Genomic DNA, 16,750 nt, shown 5'->3' with positions numbered 1-16,750 from the left:
TACTGTTATTATAGCGGATTCCTTCTGCAAAAAGTTGCGCTCCATCCCAACACCTGAAAAATGCATACATCCATCTGAAATTTTCGGCATGTTGCACACTTCCTCTGCCCGGTATGATGAATCTTGCAAGCTGAAAAATATCAATAAAGGTGGGTTAACCAAATGAAACCTATGAGATTATGGCTGCTGACCGTTATCATGGCTGTCCTTCTGGCAGGCTGCGGCGGCTCCGGCGGAACCACTGCAACCGACCCGGGATCGAATCCGAAACCGGATGAAGCCGGTACAGATCAAGGCACGAAGACCGAGGAAGCAGTAACATTGAAGATGTTCACAGCTTATGCTGACCGCGCGAACGGCCCGGGAAAAATAGAACAGGAAATCATTGACGCCTACATGCAGGAAAACCCGAATGTCAAAATCGAGGTTGAAGCTTTGCAGGATGAGCCGTACAAAGCCAAAATCAAAGTGTATGCCTCCACGAACCAGCTGCCGGACATTATTCAGGCATGGGGACAACCATCCTTCCTCTCCCCGCTGCTCGACAACGACATGCTGCTCGAATTGAATCCGGCTGACTTTGATGGGAGTCATTTTGTTACCGGTTCGGTTGACGGCTTCAGCAAAGATGGAAAAATGTACGGGATTCCCCGGAATACGGACTATGCCGTTCTCTATTACAACAAGAAGATTTTTGACGATAACGGCTTGAAGGTGCCCACCACGGTGTCGGAGCTGCTGGATGTCGTGAAACAGCTGCGGGCCAAGGACATTAACCCTGTAGCGATTAACGGGATGGAAGGCTGGACGCTGCCGATTATGTTCGATTACTATGCACAGCGTGCAAGCGGCGATTTTACACTCATGGATAAAGCCTTTAACGGCGAAATTTCTTTTACGGATCCCGGCCTTATTCAGGGGGCAACAGATATGCTGGCTTTTGCTGAAGCCAAAGGCTTTGCAGATGGCTGGCTGACAGCTGATTACGGCACGGCCAGAAATCTGTTTGGACAAGGACAGGCGGCGATGTTTTTCATGGGGAACTGGGAAGCGAGCTTGGCTACCGATGAGAACTTCTCCGAGGAGTTCCGTCAAAATGTCGGCGCCATCTCCTTCCCTGCATCCGACAAGGGCGCGCAATCGGACATTGCAGCATGGTATGGCGGCGGTTACGCCATCTCCAAGAACACCAAGCATGCGGATGCTGCTATCGCATTCATGAAATACTTCTTCACACCGGATAACTGGCCAAAAAAAGTATGGCAATCGGGCGCAGGCACGCCAGCGCAAAAGTTCGATCAATACTTAACAGGTGAAGAGACCGAGCTGCAGAAGCAGCTGATCGATATTTTCACCAATATGACATCGTCAGCGGGCACGCCGCTGCAGGACATTTCCAGCGATGAATTCAAGCAAAAATCGATGGAAATCCATCAGCAGCTGCTGTCTGGCAAAATCACGCCAGAGCAATTCGCCAAGGATCTGGATGCCGCAGCTGCTAAAGCAAACGGCAAATAATAATAATGAAAAAACAGGAGCGTTCCAGCAAGGTCTATCAGACCGGTGGGTGGGGCGCTCTTTTTTTCGTCTTGAACAAATTTTTATATGAGACGGAGGATTTTTTTACCTTTGTATGGAATAAATATACTTAGATCTGTTTACATTTGTAAACATAATTAATAAAGGAGGGTGAAATAAGCATGGATCAGGAGTTCCGCAAGAAGATGTTTCGGGGAGCCAAGATTGAAGACACCATCCTAGAGCTGGAGAAGCTGAGCCTGTTATGCGAGAGCTACATGGACAAGAGTGAATCCATTGACCGTCAACGGTTCTATGAAGGAATGGCTATCGCCTATACCACCGTCGCTCTAAAGCTGAAAGGAGAGTTTGATTATATTGATCGGGACGTGATCGGTCATCTCTACGAAGCAGCTGCACATAACAAACCCCAGGAACCATCAGCACCTGTTCATACCGGGTCTTGCTCATTCTGCAATCGGAGCAAGGATGAAGTCGGACCATTGGCTCTCGGACCTGGAGTGTCCATCTGTGGGGAATGCCTGGAATTTGGCAAAGAAGTCATGGGAGCGCCACAACCCTGATTCTAAAATTCACCTTGTAACTAGGAGGATCAAGCTTTTTGTCCAGTCGGTTGAATGGGCCACGATTCATCCTTGCCAGCATTCGATGTAGATACTTTAAAAAGAATCCTCCTTTTGCGTCCTATCAGATCGATGAAAAGGGGGATTCTTGCTCTGCCGTTTAGCGCATGAACATCCCCTATTTACAGGTTTATCATCCGGTAGATGATAACCACCCTTTCGTCTTGGTCGCATAGGCCGCGAATGAAGGTTTCGATTCTTCAGATGAAGAACGCTGTTTTTACGAATTCCCGTTCTTGATTTGTTTCGCCGGGGATCTTGACTCTCTCGCCGTCATTTCAGGAATCGGAGGCTAATCTGCGTTGTAATGGTCTGATAAAACAACCTCTGAAAAATGAATACACTCATCGTAAATTTCCGGCATGTTCACTGCCCTCCGCGCTCGGATACGATAGCAGTATCGGATATTGGGGGCTGCGGAAAGCATTCGGCCCCCCAAGTTTATGAAGAACGGAGATGTTGAACACCATGCACAAAGTACTCAGTGACAAAAAAGCGATCTTTCTGCTCATCGCTCCGGGCTTGATCTTGTTTATATTCATGATCTGCATCCCGATTTTCATGAGCGCTTATTACGGCTCCACCGATTGGAGCGGCATCGGTCAATACCAATATGTGGGCCTGAGTAATTATAAGGAGATCCTGTTCGAGGATCCTGTATTTTGGAATTCGCTCTGGAATGCACTGCTGCTCACGGCTGCCACGCTTGTGATTCAGCATCCGATTGCCATCCTGCTCGCCATCTTCCTTACGCATTGCGGTAAATACGAGAAGATATTCCGGACCATTTTTTTCATCCCCGCCGTCATCTCGATTGTCGTCACCGCCAAGCTGTGGAGTGGCATTTTCCATCCTAACTACGGATTGCTCAACAAATTCCTTGAGGGCATCGGGCTCGGCGTATTGAAGCATGACTGGCTCGGCGATCCGAACACCGCCATCTGGTGCATTATTGTGGTTGTCATGTGGCAAGGGTTTGGATATGCGCTGCTGCTGTACTACTCCGGCCTGCAAGGTATTCCCAAGGATTTGGGGGAAGCCGCCAAAATCGATGGTGCAACCCATACACAGCTGTACAGCCGGATTATGATTCCGCTGCTGGCTCCCATGATGCGGGTAGCCATCATCATTGCGGTCACCACCTGCCTTAAACAGATGGAAACCGTATTTCTGATGACGAACGGCGGACCAGCCAACAGCACGCAGTTCTTGGGCAACTATATTTACAAAGTCGCTTTCTCCTCATCCCTTTATGGATACGGGAATGCCATTTCGGTGCTGTTCATCGTGTTCTGCCTGATTCTTACGGTTGTGCTGAATAAAGCTTTGAAAAAAGATGTCGGGGAATTTTAAAAGGAGGGGTTACCGTTGTTTTCAACCATACAGCCATCAGCTCAAAAACCGCAGACTAAACCTGCTTCAAGCCGGATTGTCCGGCGCAGCCCCTGGCCTAGACTAGCACTGTTTGCATTTATGATCGTTGTTGCCTTGATCCAGCTCTTCCCATTAATCTGGCTGGTCGATTACTCGCTGCTGAAGAGCGGGGATTTCTTCGGAAAAAACTTTCTGGTATGGCCCGATCCGCCCCAATGGGCAAACTATAAAAATGCGTTCACCTATGGCCGTGTGCCATTATTCTTCTTTAACAGCCTGCTGGTTACCGTTATCACGGTTGCGGCTTCGGCCGTGCTGGCACTCATGATGGGTTATGCCTTTACCCGGATGAAATGGAAGCTGAGCGGCTTCTTTCTCGGCTTCGTCATGCTTGGTATGATCATTCCGATTCACGCCACGCTGCTGCCGAATTTCATCCTGTTTCACAAGCTGGATATGCTGAACAATCTGTTTACCTTGATTCTTCCTTACACGGCAATTGTCATTCCGATCAGCATGTTCATCATGACCGGGTTTCTGGAGACCATTCCCCGCGCCATTGAAGAATCGGCTGTGATGGATGGCGCCGGTATATTCGGCGTTATCTTTAAGATCATCTTCCCGATCACGAAACCGGCAATCGCCACGATCTGTGTGCTGAATTTTATCAGTACGTGGAATGAGTTCATTATGGCCAACACCTTCCTCACCAGCGAGGACATCAAAACGATCCCCTTCTCCATCATGAAGTTTGCAGGAGAGTACTCCTCCAATTACGGTGCGCAATTTGCCGTTATGACCATCATCGCTCTGCCAACCATTCTGATCTATCTCCTCTTCACCGAGCAGATGACCAAGGGCATTACGGCGGGAGCAGTGAAGGGATAGGTCCTGTCTGGATGAAGCAGCAACCTAGAACCCTCGGAAGGCTGCAAGTCCTCTCACATTAGAACCCCCCCTGAAATCATGAGAGAGACAAACCTGAGGTTTGCTCCTTCTGTTTCAGGGGCGTTCTGTTTCATATATAAGTGGGTCTCATTGCGGAATTCATTCCTCAATCCCGTACCCGGGCAGCTGCCTCGCACGCACGCTGGATGGCTGCCGCGGCCGGGAGATTGACCTTAACTCCGTCTTCGCGCATCCATTCGACCTCGCCGGAAGCCGCGCCACGTCCAATGATCAGGCGCTGCGGAGCGCCTGCGAGATCGGCATCCTTGAACTTCACCCCGGCACGCTCATCACGGTCATCCAACAGCGGCTCCAGACCCGCCTTGATCAGCTCCTTGTATATATGCTCAGCCAGCTTCATCTGGGCCTCATCCTTAACCGCAACAGGAATAACGTGAACTTGGAACGGAGCTACGGACATCGGCCAGACCAAACGCTCCCCCGAAATCCGCTGCTCGGCGATGGCAGCCATGACGCGGGAAACGCCGATACCATAGCAGCCCATAATAAGCGGTTTCTCCCGTCCATCGGAATCGAGGTACATGCCATTCATAACTTCGCTGTATTTCGTCCCCAGCTTAAAGACATGACCCAGTTCGATCCCGCGATGAAACTGAAGCGGAGCGCCACAGCGCGGACAAGCCTCACCTTCCTTCACATTCCGGAAGTCGCCGATGTATTCCAGTGAGAAATCATGTCCGGGGCGAACCCCCTTCAAATGAACATCAACCTGATTGGCTCCTGTTATGCCAGCTGTCATAGAGGCGACTTCGTAATCGACGAGTACTTTCAGTGACAGGCCTACCGGTCCCGCAAACCCTACCGGAGCTCCCGTCGCCTGCACCACTTCTTCGGCGCTCGCCAATTCTGCATGCTCCGCCTTCAAGTAGGACTTCACCTTGGTTTCATTCGCTTCACGGTCACCCCGGATCAGCACGGCATACAGCTGGCCGTCCACTTGATAGATCAGTGTCTTGATCAATTGCTCCGGGCCCACTTGAAGAAAGTCCGTCAGTTCCTGGATGCTCTTCACATTCGGTGTGACTACCCGCTCGATGGCAGAATCGCCGTCGACCTTCACCGAATCCACGCTGCCCTGCCTCGCTGGAACGACCGATTCGGCACGTTCCAGATTCGCCGCATAACGGCAGTCTCTGCAGGATACAACGGTATCCTCGCCAATATCTGCAAGCGCCATAAACTCATGGGTCTCTCCTTGTCCGCCGATGGCACCGGCATCCGCTTCCACCGCCCGGAACGTCAGACCGCAGCGCTCAAAGATTCGTTCATACGCTTCATACATGCTCCGGTAGGACACATCCAGGCCCTCCCAGTCCCGGTCGAAGGAATACGCATCTTTCATCAGGAACTCTCTCCCACGCAGGAGGCCAAAACGCGGACGCCGCTCGTCCCGGTACTTGCTCTGAATCTGGTACAGATTGACCGGCAGCTTCCGATAAGAGGAAATTTCTTGACGCACAATCGACGTGATCACTTCTTCGTGGGTCGGTCCGAGCACAAACTCCCGGTCATGACGGTCATGCAGCCTGATAAGCTCCGAACCGTAAACGTCGTACCTGCCGGATTCCTTCCACAGCTCAGCAGGTTGTACTGCCGGCATCAGCATCTCCTGTGCTCCTGCCGCATCCATTTCCTGGCGAATAATCCCCTCGATCTTTCGCAGGACCCGCCATCCGAGCGGCAGATACGAGTAGATCCCTGCCGCCGTCTGACGGATATAGCCGCCACGGAGCATCCATTGATGGCTCAGCGCCTCCGCCTCGGACGGCATATCCCTCATCGTTGTCATCAATAATTGGCTTTGCCGCATGTTCCTCATACTCCTTTTTCATCCATGAAATTACCTGCCGAACGCAAAAAAGCACATCCGCCTCCTAGGGACGAATGTGCTCGTGGTACCACCCTGATTCGATCTTGTCCGACGTATAAACCAATCTTCCAAGAAACTCAATGCGGCGGTAACGGGCCCGGGCCGGCACCGCTTGTTCACGGCGCAACTACAAGGTAGGAAGAACGCAGTCGGACGGTTGGAAGCCTTTCAGCCAAGGGCTTCTTCTCTGTCACGCCGAGGGTTGCAATTCTCATGTCCTTGATGATCGTTATTCACGGGAAATTCATTTTCCAATACATTACAGCCGGGAAACCGCAATGTCAAGCACAAATAGGCCGGGCCCCTTTATTTAATGGGCTATATGGTCCAGCACTTGCTGCAGTATGCCGATGACATGCTCATCTTCATACGTGTAATAGTATGTATTGCCATCCCTGCGGTACTTCACCAGTCTCAAGCTGCGCAAATAGCCGAGCTGATGGGATACCGCCGACTGGCTCATGCCAAGCACCTCGGCGATATGGCCGACAGGACACTCCTCTTGCGACAGCAAGTGGAGAATCCGGATTCGCGTCGGATCCGATATGGCCTTCAGAAGACGTGACGCTTCCATGGCCTGGTCTTCATGCAGCAGCTCATGGTGCTCTTTTTCCATAAACTTATCCCCTCTTCTCCGTGATACCTTAACAATTTCGCGGGCATCCCGCGACACTCCTGCCTAAAGCGCGGAGCCCCGGTGTCTTTGCCAAGGCAAACCTGCGTTATTAAGCCCCTTTGCTATAGAGCCAATCATACTTGCCACACAGCCGGTAGCCCAGATGATATTCCTTACCTTAAGCTCCGTTACATCCACGAATCGAAAGCCTGCAGCGACGACTCTCTTTTTCAACACCACTTTACCGTACTTGACCGCTTGTTTCAATTCACAACCAAATATCGGGTCTCCCTGGCACCTCAGCCTGCGACTGACCCATGAGGACCCCCCGGCTGTTAAAACGTAATGTCCAAGCCACCTCTCAATAAATTGGATAAATCCAGTTGACAATACACGCATTCGGTCATACTATAGGCATAAAGTTGCTTCGAGGAAACAATATATGCTCGGCCCAATTTATTAGGGAGAGGTTAAACTTTATGGATGAGACAAAACATCTTCAGCATTTGCAGCAGGCAACGCTCGGAGAGCGCTTCCTGATTGAAAAGGTGGATATCCGTGGAGAGCATAAACGGCGGCTTCTGGACCTCGGATTTGTTCCGGGTTCCGTGATTGAGGTTCTGAAAGCCAGTCCGCTCGGTGATCCCACCTCTTATAGAGTAGCAGGTACCGTCATTGCATTAAGAAAAGAAGAAAGTCAGTTAATCTGGGGTAAGGTGATGTCATCATGAGAACTTATACCGTTGCGCTGGCGGGAAACCCGAACACGGGAAAAAGCACGCTGTTTAATGCCCTGACCGGCCTAAAGCAGCACACCGGCAACTGGTCCGGCAAAACGGTCAGCCTGGCGAGCGGCAATTATGAATACAAGGACACCCGCTTCCGGTTTATCGATCTGCCGGGAACGTACTCCTTGTTCTCCAACTCTGCGGACGAAGAAGTGGCGCGTGATTATATTATATTCGAGAAACCCGACGTTACGCTGCTGGTCCTGGATTCAACCGCTCTGGAAAGAAGTCTTAATTTGGCGCTTCAAGTGCTGGAAATGACCGATCGGGTCATCGTATGCCTTAACCTGATGGATGAAGCGAAGAAAAAAGGCATCAAAATTGACGCCCGCAAGCTCACGGATCAGCTCGGCGTTCCTGTCATTCCGATATCGGCCCGAAACAATGACGGACTGGACACCTTGTCCGAGCAGCTGCTTCTCATGTGTACAGGACAGACTCGGACGACACCCTACCGGATGAAATACAACGAACAATTGGAGTCTCAGATTTCCAGGCTCGAGTCTGAATTAAGGGACATCTTTGGGGATGAATATCCCTCCAGATGGCTTGCGATTCGCTTTCTTGACGGAGATCAGAAGCTGATTGCAACACTCAAGCACAGATTATCGGTTTCGGATAAAGGAGGGATGACACATGGAGCAGCTCAAGCGCTTGGAAGCTCTAACAGCGGCCATTCCTGCTGAGCAGGTAGAGGATGTACGAGAAGACATCGTAGGCGAGTTGTTCAAAAAATCGCGCGAGCTGTGCAGTGACGCCGTGACCGTGACCAACCGGGAGCTTCTGTACCGTTCCGAGCGGCTGGACCGCATCTTTACCTCCAAGCTGTGGGGATTCCCCATTATGCTGGCCATGCTTGGCATTATTTTTTACTTAACGATAGCCGGGGCTAACGTGCCATCTTCCATGCTGGCGAGTTTCTTCGGCTGGATTGAAAGATACCTGACCTTGGCCTTTCAAGCGCTTCATGCTCCGGATTGGCTCCATGGGATCCTGATCCTTGGATTGTTCCGGGGTACCGCCTGGGTCATCAGCGTGATGCTGCCTCCGATGGCCATCTTCTTCCCGGCTTTCGCTCTGCTCGAGAATTATGGCTATTTGCCACGGGTTGCGTTTAACCTGGACCGTCTGTTCAAAAAAACGGGAGCACACGGCAAGCAGTCCCTTACCATGGCGATGGGATTCGGCTGTAATGCTGCAGCCATCATGTCCACCCGGATCATTGAATCGCCGCGGGAGCGGATGCTCGCCATCCTGACAAATAACTTCGTGCCCTGCAATGGACGCTGGCCGACGCTGATCCTGCTGGCCTCCCTGTTCATGGCTGCAGGCTTTTCAGGTGGAGCCCAGACGCTCGTGACCGCTTCCGTTGTCATGGGCATGGTGCTGATCGGTGTCGTTGTCACACTCTCGGTATCATGGGGGTTATCCAAAACCGCTTTGAAAGGCGTTCCTTCCCATTACACGCTGGAACTGCCTCCATACCGGAAACCTAAAATTCTGAATACCATTCTGCGGTCTACCCTGGATAAAACCATCTATGTCCTGCGCAGAGCCATTATCGTAGCGGCACCCGCAGGTGTGCTGACCTGGATTCTCGCCAATATTCATATTGGCGATTCCAGCATTTTGCTTCATTTTGTTCATTTTCTTGATCCGTTTGCCCAAGCACTCGGACTCGACGGCTTCATTCTTATGGCCTTTATTATCGGACTTCCTGCGAATGAGATCGTGCTGCCGATCCTGCTCATGGGGTATTTGGCTACAGGTTCTCTCACTGAGGTTACCGATATGTTTGCCCTTAAGCAGATCTTTCTGGATCAAGGCTGGACCTGGCTGACCGCTCTTAACATGATGCTGTTCTCACTGCTTCACTATCCGTGCGGAACCACGCTCGTCAACATCTGGAAGGAAACCAAAAGCGCCAAGTGGACGTTCCTGTCCTTCGCCATCCCGACCGCAATCGCGATCGGTGTCACGTTCATTGTTGCGCAGGTGGTCCGGGCGCTGGGCTGGGTTTAAGTATAACAATAGCATGTACAATAATAACAACGAGCCGCATCAAGAAAATTCTTGGAGCGGCTCGTTGTTATTTTCTCTATCTGCATGTTATGAAACCCTATCCTATCCCAACTTTAACCTTTAACCGAACCTGCGGCGATGCCTTCCACGATTCGATCACTGAGGAAGAGGAACATCAGCAGGATTGGCAAGATACTGATCATCAAGGTTGCGCCAATGGCGCCCCAATCGGTGGTGTACTGTCCGATAAAGTTCTGAACGCCCACCGTCAGCGTCTTAAACATGTCCGAGCTAATGAAGGTGTTTACAAATATGAATTCATTCCAGTTGTATATCATATTGATGATGGCTGTCGTTGCCAGAACCGAGCCCGTCATCGGAAGAACAATCCGGAAAAAGACCCGATGAACCGAGCAGCCGTCCATCACCGCCGCCTCTTCCACTTCCTTCGGCAGCGTATAATAGAACCCCAGCAGAATCATAATCGTAATCGGCATGTTGAAAGCCACGTAGGACAATATCAAAGATATCGGATGGTCCGTCAATCCCACTTTGTTAAAAATGCTGAACAGCGGGATCAAGGTGGAATGCACCGGTATCATCATCGCAACCATAAACAATCCGAGGACAAAGGAACTGCCCTTCCACTTCATTCTTGTAATGGCAAACGTAACGAGGCTTCCCAGGATGACCGTGAGCGCCGTCGCTGCAACGGTAATCCAAACGCTGTTCAGGAAATATACGCTTATATTTCCTGCGCTCCATACCTTCTCGTAATTCTCCCAACGCGGATTCATCGGGAGGGACAGAGGAGGCAGATCGAATACTTCCTGGTTGTTTTTTAATGAGAACAGCAGCAGCCATACGAGCGGAAACAGCTGAAATACGGCTACACCGATCAGCACGACATACAGCAGCATGTAGCCAAGCTTGCGTCCCGCTCCATTTCCGGATCGGGCACGCCCTTCCTGGAGCTGTCCTGTGGCTCCGGATATCATGAAGCATCCCTCCTTATGAATATTGGATCGTTTCTTTTGATGCCGTTAATTTACGAATGACCCACGTTACGATCAGGCAGATGACAAGCAGGAAGAACCCGATGGCGCTGCCGTAACCGAAATCATAAGCGCGGAAAGCCGTGTGATACATATAGGACGCCATCACTTCACTCGAGCCGTTAGGCCCCCCGTCTGTCATGACAAAGATCAGATCAAAGTACTTCAGGGAACCTACCACCGCAAGCACGATCGTAACCTTGATCACTTCCATGATGAGCGGAAGTTTGATTCTGAACGCGATCTGCATGGAGGTTGCTCCATCGATTTTTGCTGCCTCCACAAGCGAAGCCGGAATATTCTTTAATGCCGCATAATAGATCAGAATATAGAAACCCGCATACTGCCACAGAATCGGAATAAACAATGCAAACAATACGAGTGACGGCTCGGCAAGCCATGCCGGCGGATTCGATATCCCGATGGATTCCAGGAAGCTGTTCACAATCCCGTTGGTCGGATGATAGATGCGAAGCCACAGCTGGGCAATTGCAACCGATGACAACAGCATCGGGATCAGATAGATTTTACGGAACAGGTTGGCGCCTTTGATCTTCGAGGCCAGCACCATCGCTACAGCCAGATAGATAATAAGGCTGGCAGCCGAGAATACGGCTAACAGCAAGGAGTGCCATGCGCTGTCCCAAAATTTCCCGTCCGTAAGCAGAGCCTGGTAGTTATCGAGTCCGATAAAGGTCATCGCGCCGATTCCGTTCCATTCGTTCAGTCCGTAATAAGCGGTCAGGATGATGGGAATGTAGACAACGGCCATAATGACAAGCAGAGCAGGCAGTACATACAGCGCGATGATTTTTTTGTTGGACATCACTTTATCCAAAGTGTCCGACTCCTTTCTTCTTATCGTCTTGAGGAAAGATTATCCGGCAATAGCTGCCGGATAATCAGGTCCTGTTTCTTGGTTGTCTGAGTCTTATTTGCCTTTGGTAATCACTGCATCATGCTCTTCGGAAAATTTCTCCGGCGTTACGGCTTTACCGAAGAGTGCCTGGATCATGTTCAGATGCGTTTCGGCGGCATTGGCCTCCATTTGAACGTCTGCGAACAGCGTGATGCTGCTGGCCTGGTTCATTTCATCAAACAGATCAATGTACAGCTGTGGAAGCTCCAGGGTGGATGTATCGACTTTGGTTGCTGGAATGACGCCTGCTCCTGTAACCGATTGTTCGCCCCATTTGGTTACGAAATACTCAACAAACTTCTTGGACTCCTCTTTCACCTTGGAGTTTTCGCCGATGAACAAACCTACGCCCGGTCCACCTACCCAGCTGTTGATATCGCCTTTTCCGCCTTCAACCGTCGGGAACTTGAAGAAGCCGACACTGTCGCGGAACTCTTTCGGGATCTCCTCATTTGTTGTAAAGTTCGGCAGTTCCCAAGTGCCCATCATATACATCGCTGCTTTGTTGTTCAGGAATTCGGATTTGGCTTCCTCGTTGGACAAGCCGTTGAATCCTTTGACAAATGCGTTGCTATCCACCAAAGATTGAACCTCGGCGGCCGCCTTTACAAGCGATTCATCCTTGAAAGAACCGGCACCGCTAATCGCATTGGCAAGCGCTTCTTGCCCGCCGATCCGGTCTGCCAGATACATGTACCACAGGGATCCGGTCCAGCGATCCTTATTCCCGAGTGCAATCGGGGCAATCCCGTTATCCGAGAGCGTTTTAACGATTGTCTTGAATTCCTCGTAGGTTTGTGGAACCTCCAGGTTAAACTGTTCAAAAATCGCTTTATTGTAATATACGGGAGCGATATTGAATTCTAGTGGAAGCGCATACGTTTTGCTGTCAATGGCATAAGCTTCGGTGGTACCGGCTACAAACTTGCCATTCAGCTGACCCTCAAGCAAATCGTCTACAGGAGCAAACAGATTGCCTTCGACATAAGGCTTCAGGAATCCGGCTGCCCAGGTTACTCCAACGTCCGGAAGCTCATTCGAAGCAGACAGCACTTTCAATTTGTTTTTATACTGCTCATTATCCAGTACTTCCTGTTTGATCGTAACGTTAGGGTTTTCCTTCTGATATTCTTCGATAATCTGATTTACAATTTTGTTCTGTCCGGCGGATACGCCAGCTGGCCACAAGTGCATGAAGTTCACCGTAACTTTATCGCCTTCGCTGCCACCGTTGCCGGAATCTCCTGTGCTGCTGTTGTTAGATCCACAACCAGCCGCTACCAGAGCGAGACACAATGTCAGAAGCAGAACCGTCCATTTTTTGTTGAACACGTTTACAACCCCTTTTCTAGTATGCTGTTCGCGTAATGAAACCGCTTTAATCAAATTGTATCAGTGAGGGGATGATTCTATAAGGTCATAACGATTGGGACTAATTCCACTATTATTAGATTTCTTCTCCGCTGTCCGATACGCTCTGGCGATATTGGCTCGGGCTTACTTCTTCAAGGTCGCGGAACACTTTCACAAAATATTTTGACGTCTGGTAACCCACCTTCTCCGCAATCTCTGAGACAGGCAGCGCTGTGCCGGCCAGCAGCTCCTTGGCCCTCTGCACTCTGCGGCGCGTCATATATTCACTGAAGGTGAGCCCTGTCTGCTCTTTGAATAACACGCTGAAATAGCTGGAGTTCAGGTGCAGCACCTCGGCCACTTCCTTCAGCGATACCGAATCCTGAAGATGCAGGTCTACATACTTCAGTGCTTCCTGCACCTGGATGCTGTATCCCTTATCCTGCTGTGCTGCCTCCAGCAGTTTCGGATCCACCAGTTTCTCCATTCGCTCAATCCGTTCTAGTTTATCCCCGCGCTCAAGCGCTGACTCTACTGCGGCTACCAGTTTTCGTTTATCCAGCGGCTTCAGAAGATAATCCACCACGCCGTACTGCAGTGCTTTACGGGCATAATCAAATTCCGAATAGCCGGATATCACGATGATGACCGGGGGATGCTCTAATTCATGCAATCTTTCAATAAGCTCAAGTCCTCCAATCTCAGGCATGCGGATATCGGTCACCACCAGGTGAGCCACTTGCTCCTGCAGCCACTGGAGCGCCTCTACACCGCTTGCAGCCGTTGTTATCCGGCAGCGGCCGGATGACCAAGCCTCCAGCGTTTTCCTTACGCCTTCTCTCGTTCTCGGTTCATCATCAACGATCAGTATCGTTTTCATGCTATTCCCCCTCCCCCTTTATGGCCGGAAAATCATTCGGTATTTCAAATGAGATGGTGGTTCCCTGACCAACCACGCTGTCAATGTGCAGACCGGCTTGCTCGGAAGCGTAGTACAGCCGGATTCGCTGCTCTACATTGGCAAGGCCGACCCCGCTGTTTTTAGAGGATGCCGCATAACCTTTTTCCATCGATGAATAAAGAGTGGCTACCGTTTCCTCGTCCATGCCGGGACCGTCATCGGTAATTGAGATGACCGTGTATCCCGGATGATCAGCAGCTTGTGCACGGACGATTACGGTGCCTGGACCCAGCCTCTGCTCCACCCCGTGCAGAATCGCATTCTCCACGATTGGCTGAATCAGCAGCTTTGGAATCGGCACATGACGGCTCGCTTCATCTGCCTCAATTCTCCAGGACAGCCTGTCCAGCATCCGCATTTTCATAATCATCAAATAACGCTCCGCATGGTCAAGCTCATCCCGGATCGACACCCATTCATCCTCGTCTTTTCTGTTGATAACATAACGGAACAATCCAGACATCGCGACCACGATTTGAGCCAGTTCCTCTTCCCCCTGATCATCCAAGGCCCAGTAAAACGCTTCCAAAGTATTGAAAAGAAAGTGCGGATTGATCTGCGCTTGCAGAGCCTTAAGCTCCGTTCGGCTCTGAATAATCTCCTTCTCGTATACAACCTCGATTAATTCGTTCAGCGAGTCAACCATCTGGTTGTACGAATTGTTAAGCTCATTGATCTCCATTGTCTTCGAGGTGACCGGAATCGGTTTAAGGGTTCCCAGCCTTACGCCGCGCATGGCTTTGATCAGATTCAGAATCGGCCGGATGATCATGGTGGTCAGGATAAAGCTTAAGAATAGAAACAGCAGCGCACCGACGCCCCCGGATACGATAATCGCGGTCCGCAGTACCGCTATGCCTTCGGTAGTATAATCCACAGGCGTCAGGATGACCAGGTTCCACCCTGTCGCCTCCGACTGCTTCTGTACGGCGATGAAGTCCTCATTGCCAATGGCAACCGTCTCCCCTTCACGATGCAGAACATCCTTCGCGTCCACCGCTGTCGCAAAATCCGATGATATTTCATTTCCCGCCTGATCAAACAGCCCCATCGTTTCACGCGAATCGCCAGCCGTGCCGCCAGTGGAATCAGCAAGCGCAAAATAATCCTTCTCCAGCTTCACAAGCAGGTATCCGCCATGGGCAAAGGAATGGTCAATCAGCCGGATTCTCCGAACAGCCACCACCACCTCCGGGTCCTTCGGATCCTGTCCGAACCAAACCAGCCTCCCCTTTCCCGCATCGGCCGCCAAGATCCAATCGACCCCGACCCGGCTCGTCAGACTGCCTTCATCCAGCGGAAACAGCCGCCGGTAGTCCGTCGTATATAATTCAAGTGAACGAATGCCTGTAGCGTAAGATTCATATTTGCGGACCTCCTGCTGGAGCGATTGCCGTTCTCCGAAGCTGATCGGCTTGCCAGCAGTTTCCTGTGCCAGATAGCGCTGAACCGTTGCGTTGGTAGAAATTTGCGCCGTGAGTGTATCCACCTGCTTGAGCAGCGCATCCAGCTTGCCTGTTGCCTGCACAGCCGTCTGCTGAATATGCTTCTCGGCGCTGTTGCGCAGCAGTACGGATACCTGGTCGTATACAAAAACCCCGACTAATGCCAGCACAATGATCATCACCAGCATAAATCCAAGGAAGATTTGATTCCGCAGTGTATTCAGCCTGCCAAACCTGTTCAAGTTCTCGCACTCCCTTTCGACTAGGAACTGTTATTCACTATACACAATCTTGCCGAAGTTAGGGAGTCCTCGTCAACCCAAAGCGGGTTGCATCTATATGTACTTTTTCACTAAAAAAAGAGGCAGCGCGCAGTTTAGGTTTCCCTCGCACTTCCTCTTATGATACAGCTTCATATGATGGGCTATACCGGATATAATTCCTGATGCTGTTCAAGCTCTCTTCTGCATTCGTTACATAAACCTCTTACGGCACCGGCATCATCCGCGCAGAAGGTCAGTTGGCGCTTGTGTCGGCATCGACTGCAGGGCTGAGCGTTATTTTCGCTGCTGATTTTCACGTTTGCTTTTGATTTTAACTGGATGACATTGCTTCCCCTAACGCTGCTCGACTTACGCTTCATTCCTGTAACGACGAAGACAACAAGGATGACAACGACGATGGTTCCCAATATCCATCCCACGTTTATTCCACCTCCAACATGTGCAGGCTATTTGTACTAAATAGCTAGTCTACCCGATTCATTTTCACATGACATCCGATATGTAGTTACGCACCAAACCCATTGCCATTTATTAAGAAGCAGCTCCCATCCATTTTAACACAAAAAAGCCTTCTCAATCCCGGTAAGAATCGGGAAGGAAGGCTTTCGCTGTGCTTTCGTTACGTGCAACCGGCATGGTGTCAGATCTTCAACTCACCGAGTTTTATCAACTCAACGACAGCTTGCGAACGGCCCTTAACATTTAGCTTCTGCATGACATTGGAGATGTGGTTACGCACCGTCTTCTCGCTAATAAACAACTGCCCGGCGATATCGCGAGTCGTTTTGTCTTGCACTAGCAATTCAAATACTTCGCGTTCACGGTGGGTTAACAAGAACTTGCTATTATGGTCGGTCCCCTTCAATGGTGTCACCCCTCCTTGCCCGGGTATGTGTGGTCTAACAAGGGTAAGGGATACAGTCAACTCATCT

At 50.6% G+C, this 16,750-nt stretch carries 16 protein-coding genes; 7 read left to right on the top strand and 9 right to left on the bottom strand.

Going from position 1 to position 16,750, the window contains the following annotated elements:
* Positions 1–162: 162 nt before the first annotated feature.
* The 4 genes from M2277_RS26375 to M2277_RS26360 all read left to right on the top strand — a co-directional run bounded on the left by M2277_RS26375 (position 163) and on the right by M2277_RS26360 (position 4,424).
* A complete protein-coding gene (locus M2277_RS26375; RefSeq protein WP_280756025.1) occupies positions 163–1,518 on the top strand; it encodes an ABC transporter substrate-binding protein in 1,356 nt (451 codons plus the stop codon).
* A 182-nt stretch (positions 1,519–1,700) separates the two neighbouring features.
* Positions 1,701–2,102: a ClpX C4-type zinc finger protein gene (locus M2277_RS26370; protein ID WP_006208746.1), complete on the top strand. Its 402-nt coding sequence runs from the start codon at positions 1,701–1,703 to the stop codon at positions 2,100–2,102.
* A gap of 528 nt (positions 2,103–2,630) precedes the next feature.
* The gene (locus M2277_RS26365) at positions 2,631–3,515 is read left to right on the top strand and encodes a carbohydrate ABC transporter permease (RefSeq protein WP_063478849.1); all 885 of its coding nucleotides are present in this window, start codon (positions 2,631–2,633) and stop codon (positions 3,513–3,515) included.
* Positions 3,516–3,530: 15 nt separating this feature from the next.
* On the top strand, positions 3,531–4,424 hold the full coding sequence (locus tag M2277_RS26360) for a carbohydrate ABC transporter permease (RefSeq protein WP_006208744.1): 894 nt from the start codon (positions 3,531–3,533) through the stop codon (positions 4,422–4,424).
* A gap of 166 nt (positions 4,425–4,590) precedes the next feature.
* Here M2277_RS26360 and M2277_RS26355 read toward each other — a convergent pair whose 3' ends face one another.
* Positions 4,591–6,315 carry a proline--tRNA ligase gene (locus M2277_RS26355; RefSeq protein WP_280756024.1) on the bottom strand — a complete coding sequence of 575 codons (1,725 nt, stop codon included), beginning with the start codon at positions 6,313–6,315 and terminating at the stop codon, positions 4,591–4,593.
* 370 nt (positions 6,316–6,685) lie between these two features.
* Positions 6,686–6,991, bottom strand: a complete 306-nt coding sequence (locus M2277_RS26350; RefSeq protein ID WP_006208742.1) for an ArsR/SmtB family transcription factor — start codon at positions 6,989–6,991, stop codon at positions 6,686–6,688.
* A gap of 479 nt (positions 6,992–7,470) precedes the next feature.
* Here M2277_RS26350 and M2277_RS26345 point away from each other — a divergent pair, with 479 nt between their 5' ends.
* The 3 genes from M2277_RS26345 to M2277_RS26335 are packed head-to-tail and all read left to right on the top strand — an operon-like array spanning position 7,471 to position 9,801.
* Positions 7,471–7,722: a FeoA family protein gene (locus M2277_RS26345; RefSeq protein ID WP_006208741.1), complete on the top strand. Its 252-nt coding sequence runs from the start codon at positions 7,471–7,473 to the stop codon at positions 7,720–7,722.
* Positions 7,719–8,465, top strand: a complete 747-nt coding sequence (locus tag M2277_RS26340) for a FeoB small GTPase domain-containing protein (protein WP_006208740.1) — start codon at positions 7,719–7,721, stop codon at positions 8,463–8,465. The genes M2277_RS26345 and M2277_RS26340 overlap by 4 nt, the downstream gene beginning before the upstream one ends.
* Positions 8,416–9,801: a nucleoside recognition domain-containing protein gene (locus M2277_RS26335; protein ID WP_280756023.1), complete on the top strand. Its 1,386-nt coding sequence runs from the start codon at positions 8,416–8,418 to the stop codon at positions 9,799–9,801. The genes M2277_RS26340 and M2277_RS26335 overlap by 50 nt, the downstream gene beginning before the upstream one ends.
* A 113-nt stretch (positions 9,802–9,914) precedes the next feature.
* On the opposite strand, the gene M2277_RS26330 is transcribed toward M2277_RS26335, so the two are convergent.
* The 7 genes from M2277_RS26330 to M2277_RS26300 form a co-directional block, all read right to left on the bottom strand.
* Entirely contained in the window at positions 9,915–10,799 is an 885-nt protein-coding gene (locus tag M2277_RS26330) for a carbohydrate ABC transporter permease (RefSeq protein ID WP_006208738.1), read from the bottom strand.
* A 13-nt stretch (positions 10,800–10,812) separates the two neighbouring features.
* Complete coding sequence (locus tag M2277_RS26325) at positions 10,813–11,694, bottom strand: carbohydrate ABC transporter permease (RefSeq protein ID WP_006208737.1); 882 nt, start codon at positions 11,692–11,694, stop codon at positions 10,813–10,815.
* Positions 11,695–11,787: 93 nt separating this feature from the next.
* Positions 11,788–13,107: an extracellular solute-binding protein gene (locus M2277_RS26320; protein WP_006208736.1), complete on the bottom strand. Its 1,320-nt coding sequence runs from the start codon at positions 13,105–13,107 to the stop codon at positions 11,788–11,790.
* 115 nt (positions 13,108–13,222) lie between these two features.
* On the bottom strand, positions 13,223–14,008 hold the full coding sequence (locus M2277_RS26315; protein WP_006208735.1) for a response regulator transcription factor: 786 nt from the start codon (positions 14,006–14,008) through the stop codon (positions 13,223–13,225).
* Between the two features lies 1 nt (position 14,009).
* A complete protein-coding gene (locus tag M2277_RS26310) occupies positions 14,010–15,776 on the bottom strand; it encodes a sensor histidine kinase (RefSeq protein WP_280756022.1) in 1,767 nt (588 codons plus the stop codon).
* Positions 15,777–15,958: 182 nt separating this feature from the next.
* Positions 15,959–16,237 (bottom strand): hypothetical protein, encoded by a 279-nt coding sequence (locus tag M2277_RS26305; protein ID WP_280756021.1) that lies wholly within the window; start codon positions 16,235–16,237, stop codon positions 15,959–15,961.
* A 221-nt stretch (positions 16,238–16,458) separates the two neighbouring features.
* Entirely contained in the window at positions 16,459–16,683 is a 225-nt protein-coding gene (locus tag M2277_RS26300) for a helix-turn-helix domain-containing protein (RefSeq protein WP_006208732.1), read from the bottom strand.
* Positions 16,684–16,750: the final 67 nt, after the last annotated feature.

The organism is Paenibacillus sp. LBL (genome assembly GCF_029893715.1).
GTDB lineage: Bacteria > Bacillota > Bacilli > Paenibacillales > Paenibacillaceae > Paenibacillus_AQ > Paenibacillus_AQ glucanolyticus.
The sequence above is the reverse complement of the archived record's forward strand: the minus strand, read 5'-3'. Positions and strand labels throughout refer to the sequence as shown.

What these genes read in the sequence shown, in the direction of transcription:
- M2277_RS26330 (WP_006208738.1), bottom strand. Translation starts at nt 10,799, where the DNA reads ATGATATCCGGAGCCACAGGACAGCTCCAGGAAGGGCGTGCCCGATCC.
- M2277_RS26355 (WP_280756024.1), bottom strand. Translation starts at nt 6,315, where the DNA reads ATGCGGCAAAGCCAATTATTGATGACAACGATGAGGGATATGCCGTCC.
- M2277_RS26340 (WP_006208740.1), top strand. Translation starts at nt 7,719, where the DNA reads ATGAGAACTTATACCGTTGCGCTGGCGGGAAACCCGAACACGGGAAAA.
- M2277_RS26365 (WP_063478849.1), top strand. Translation starts at nt 2,631, where the DNA reads ATGCACAAAGTACTCAGTGACAAAAAAGCGATCTTTCTGCTCATCGCT.
- M2277_RS26315 (WP_006208735.1), bottom strand. Translation starts at nt 14,008, where the DNA reads ATGAAAACGATACTGATCGTTGATGATGAACCGAGAACGAGAGAAGGC.
- M2277_RS26345 (WP_006208741.1), top strand. Translation starts at nt 7,471, where the DNA reads ATGGATGAGACAAAACATCTTCAGCATTTGCAGCAGGCAACGCTCGGA.
- M2277_RS26370 (WP_006208746.1), top strand. Translation starts at nt 1,701, where the DNA reads ATGGATCAGGAGTTCCGCAAGAAGATGTTTCGGGGAGCCAAGATTGAA.
- M2277_RS26350 (WP_006208742.1), bottom strand. Translation starts at nt 6,991, where the DNA reads ATGGAAAAAGAGCACCATGAGCTGCTGCATGAAGACCAGGCCATGGAA.
- M2277_RS26335 (WP_280756023.1), top strand. Translation starts at nt 8,416, where the DNA reads ATGGAGCAGCTCAAGCGCTTGGAAGCTCTAACAGCGGCCATTCCTGCT.
- M2277_RS26375 (WP_280756025.1), top strand. Translation starts at nt 163, where the DNA reads ATGAAACCTATGAGATTATGGCTGCTGACCGTTATCATGGCTGTCCTT.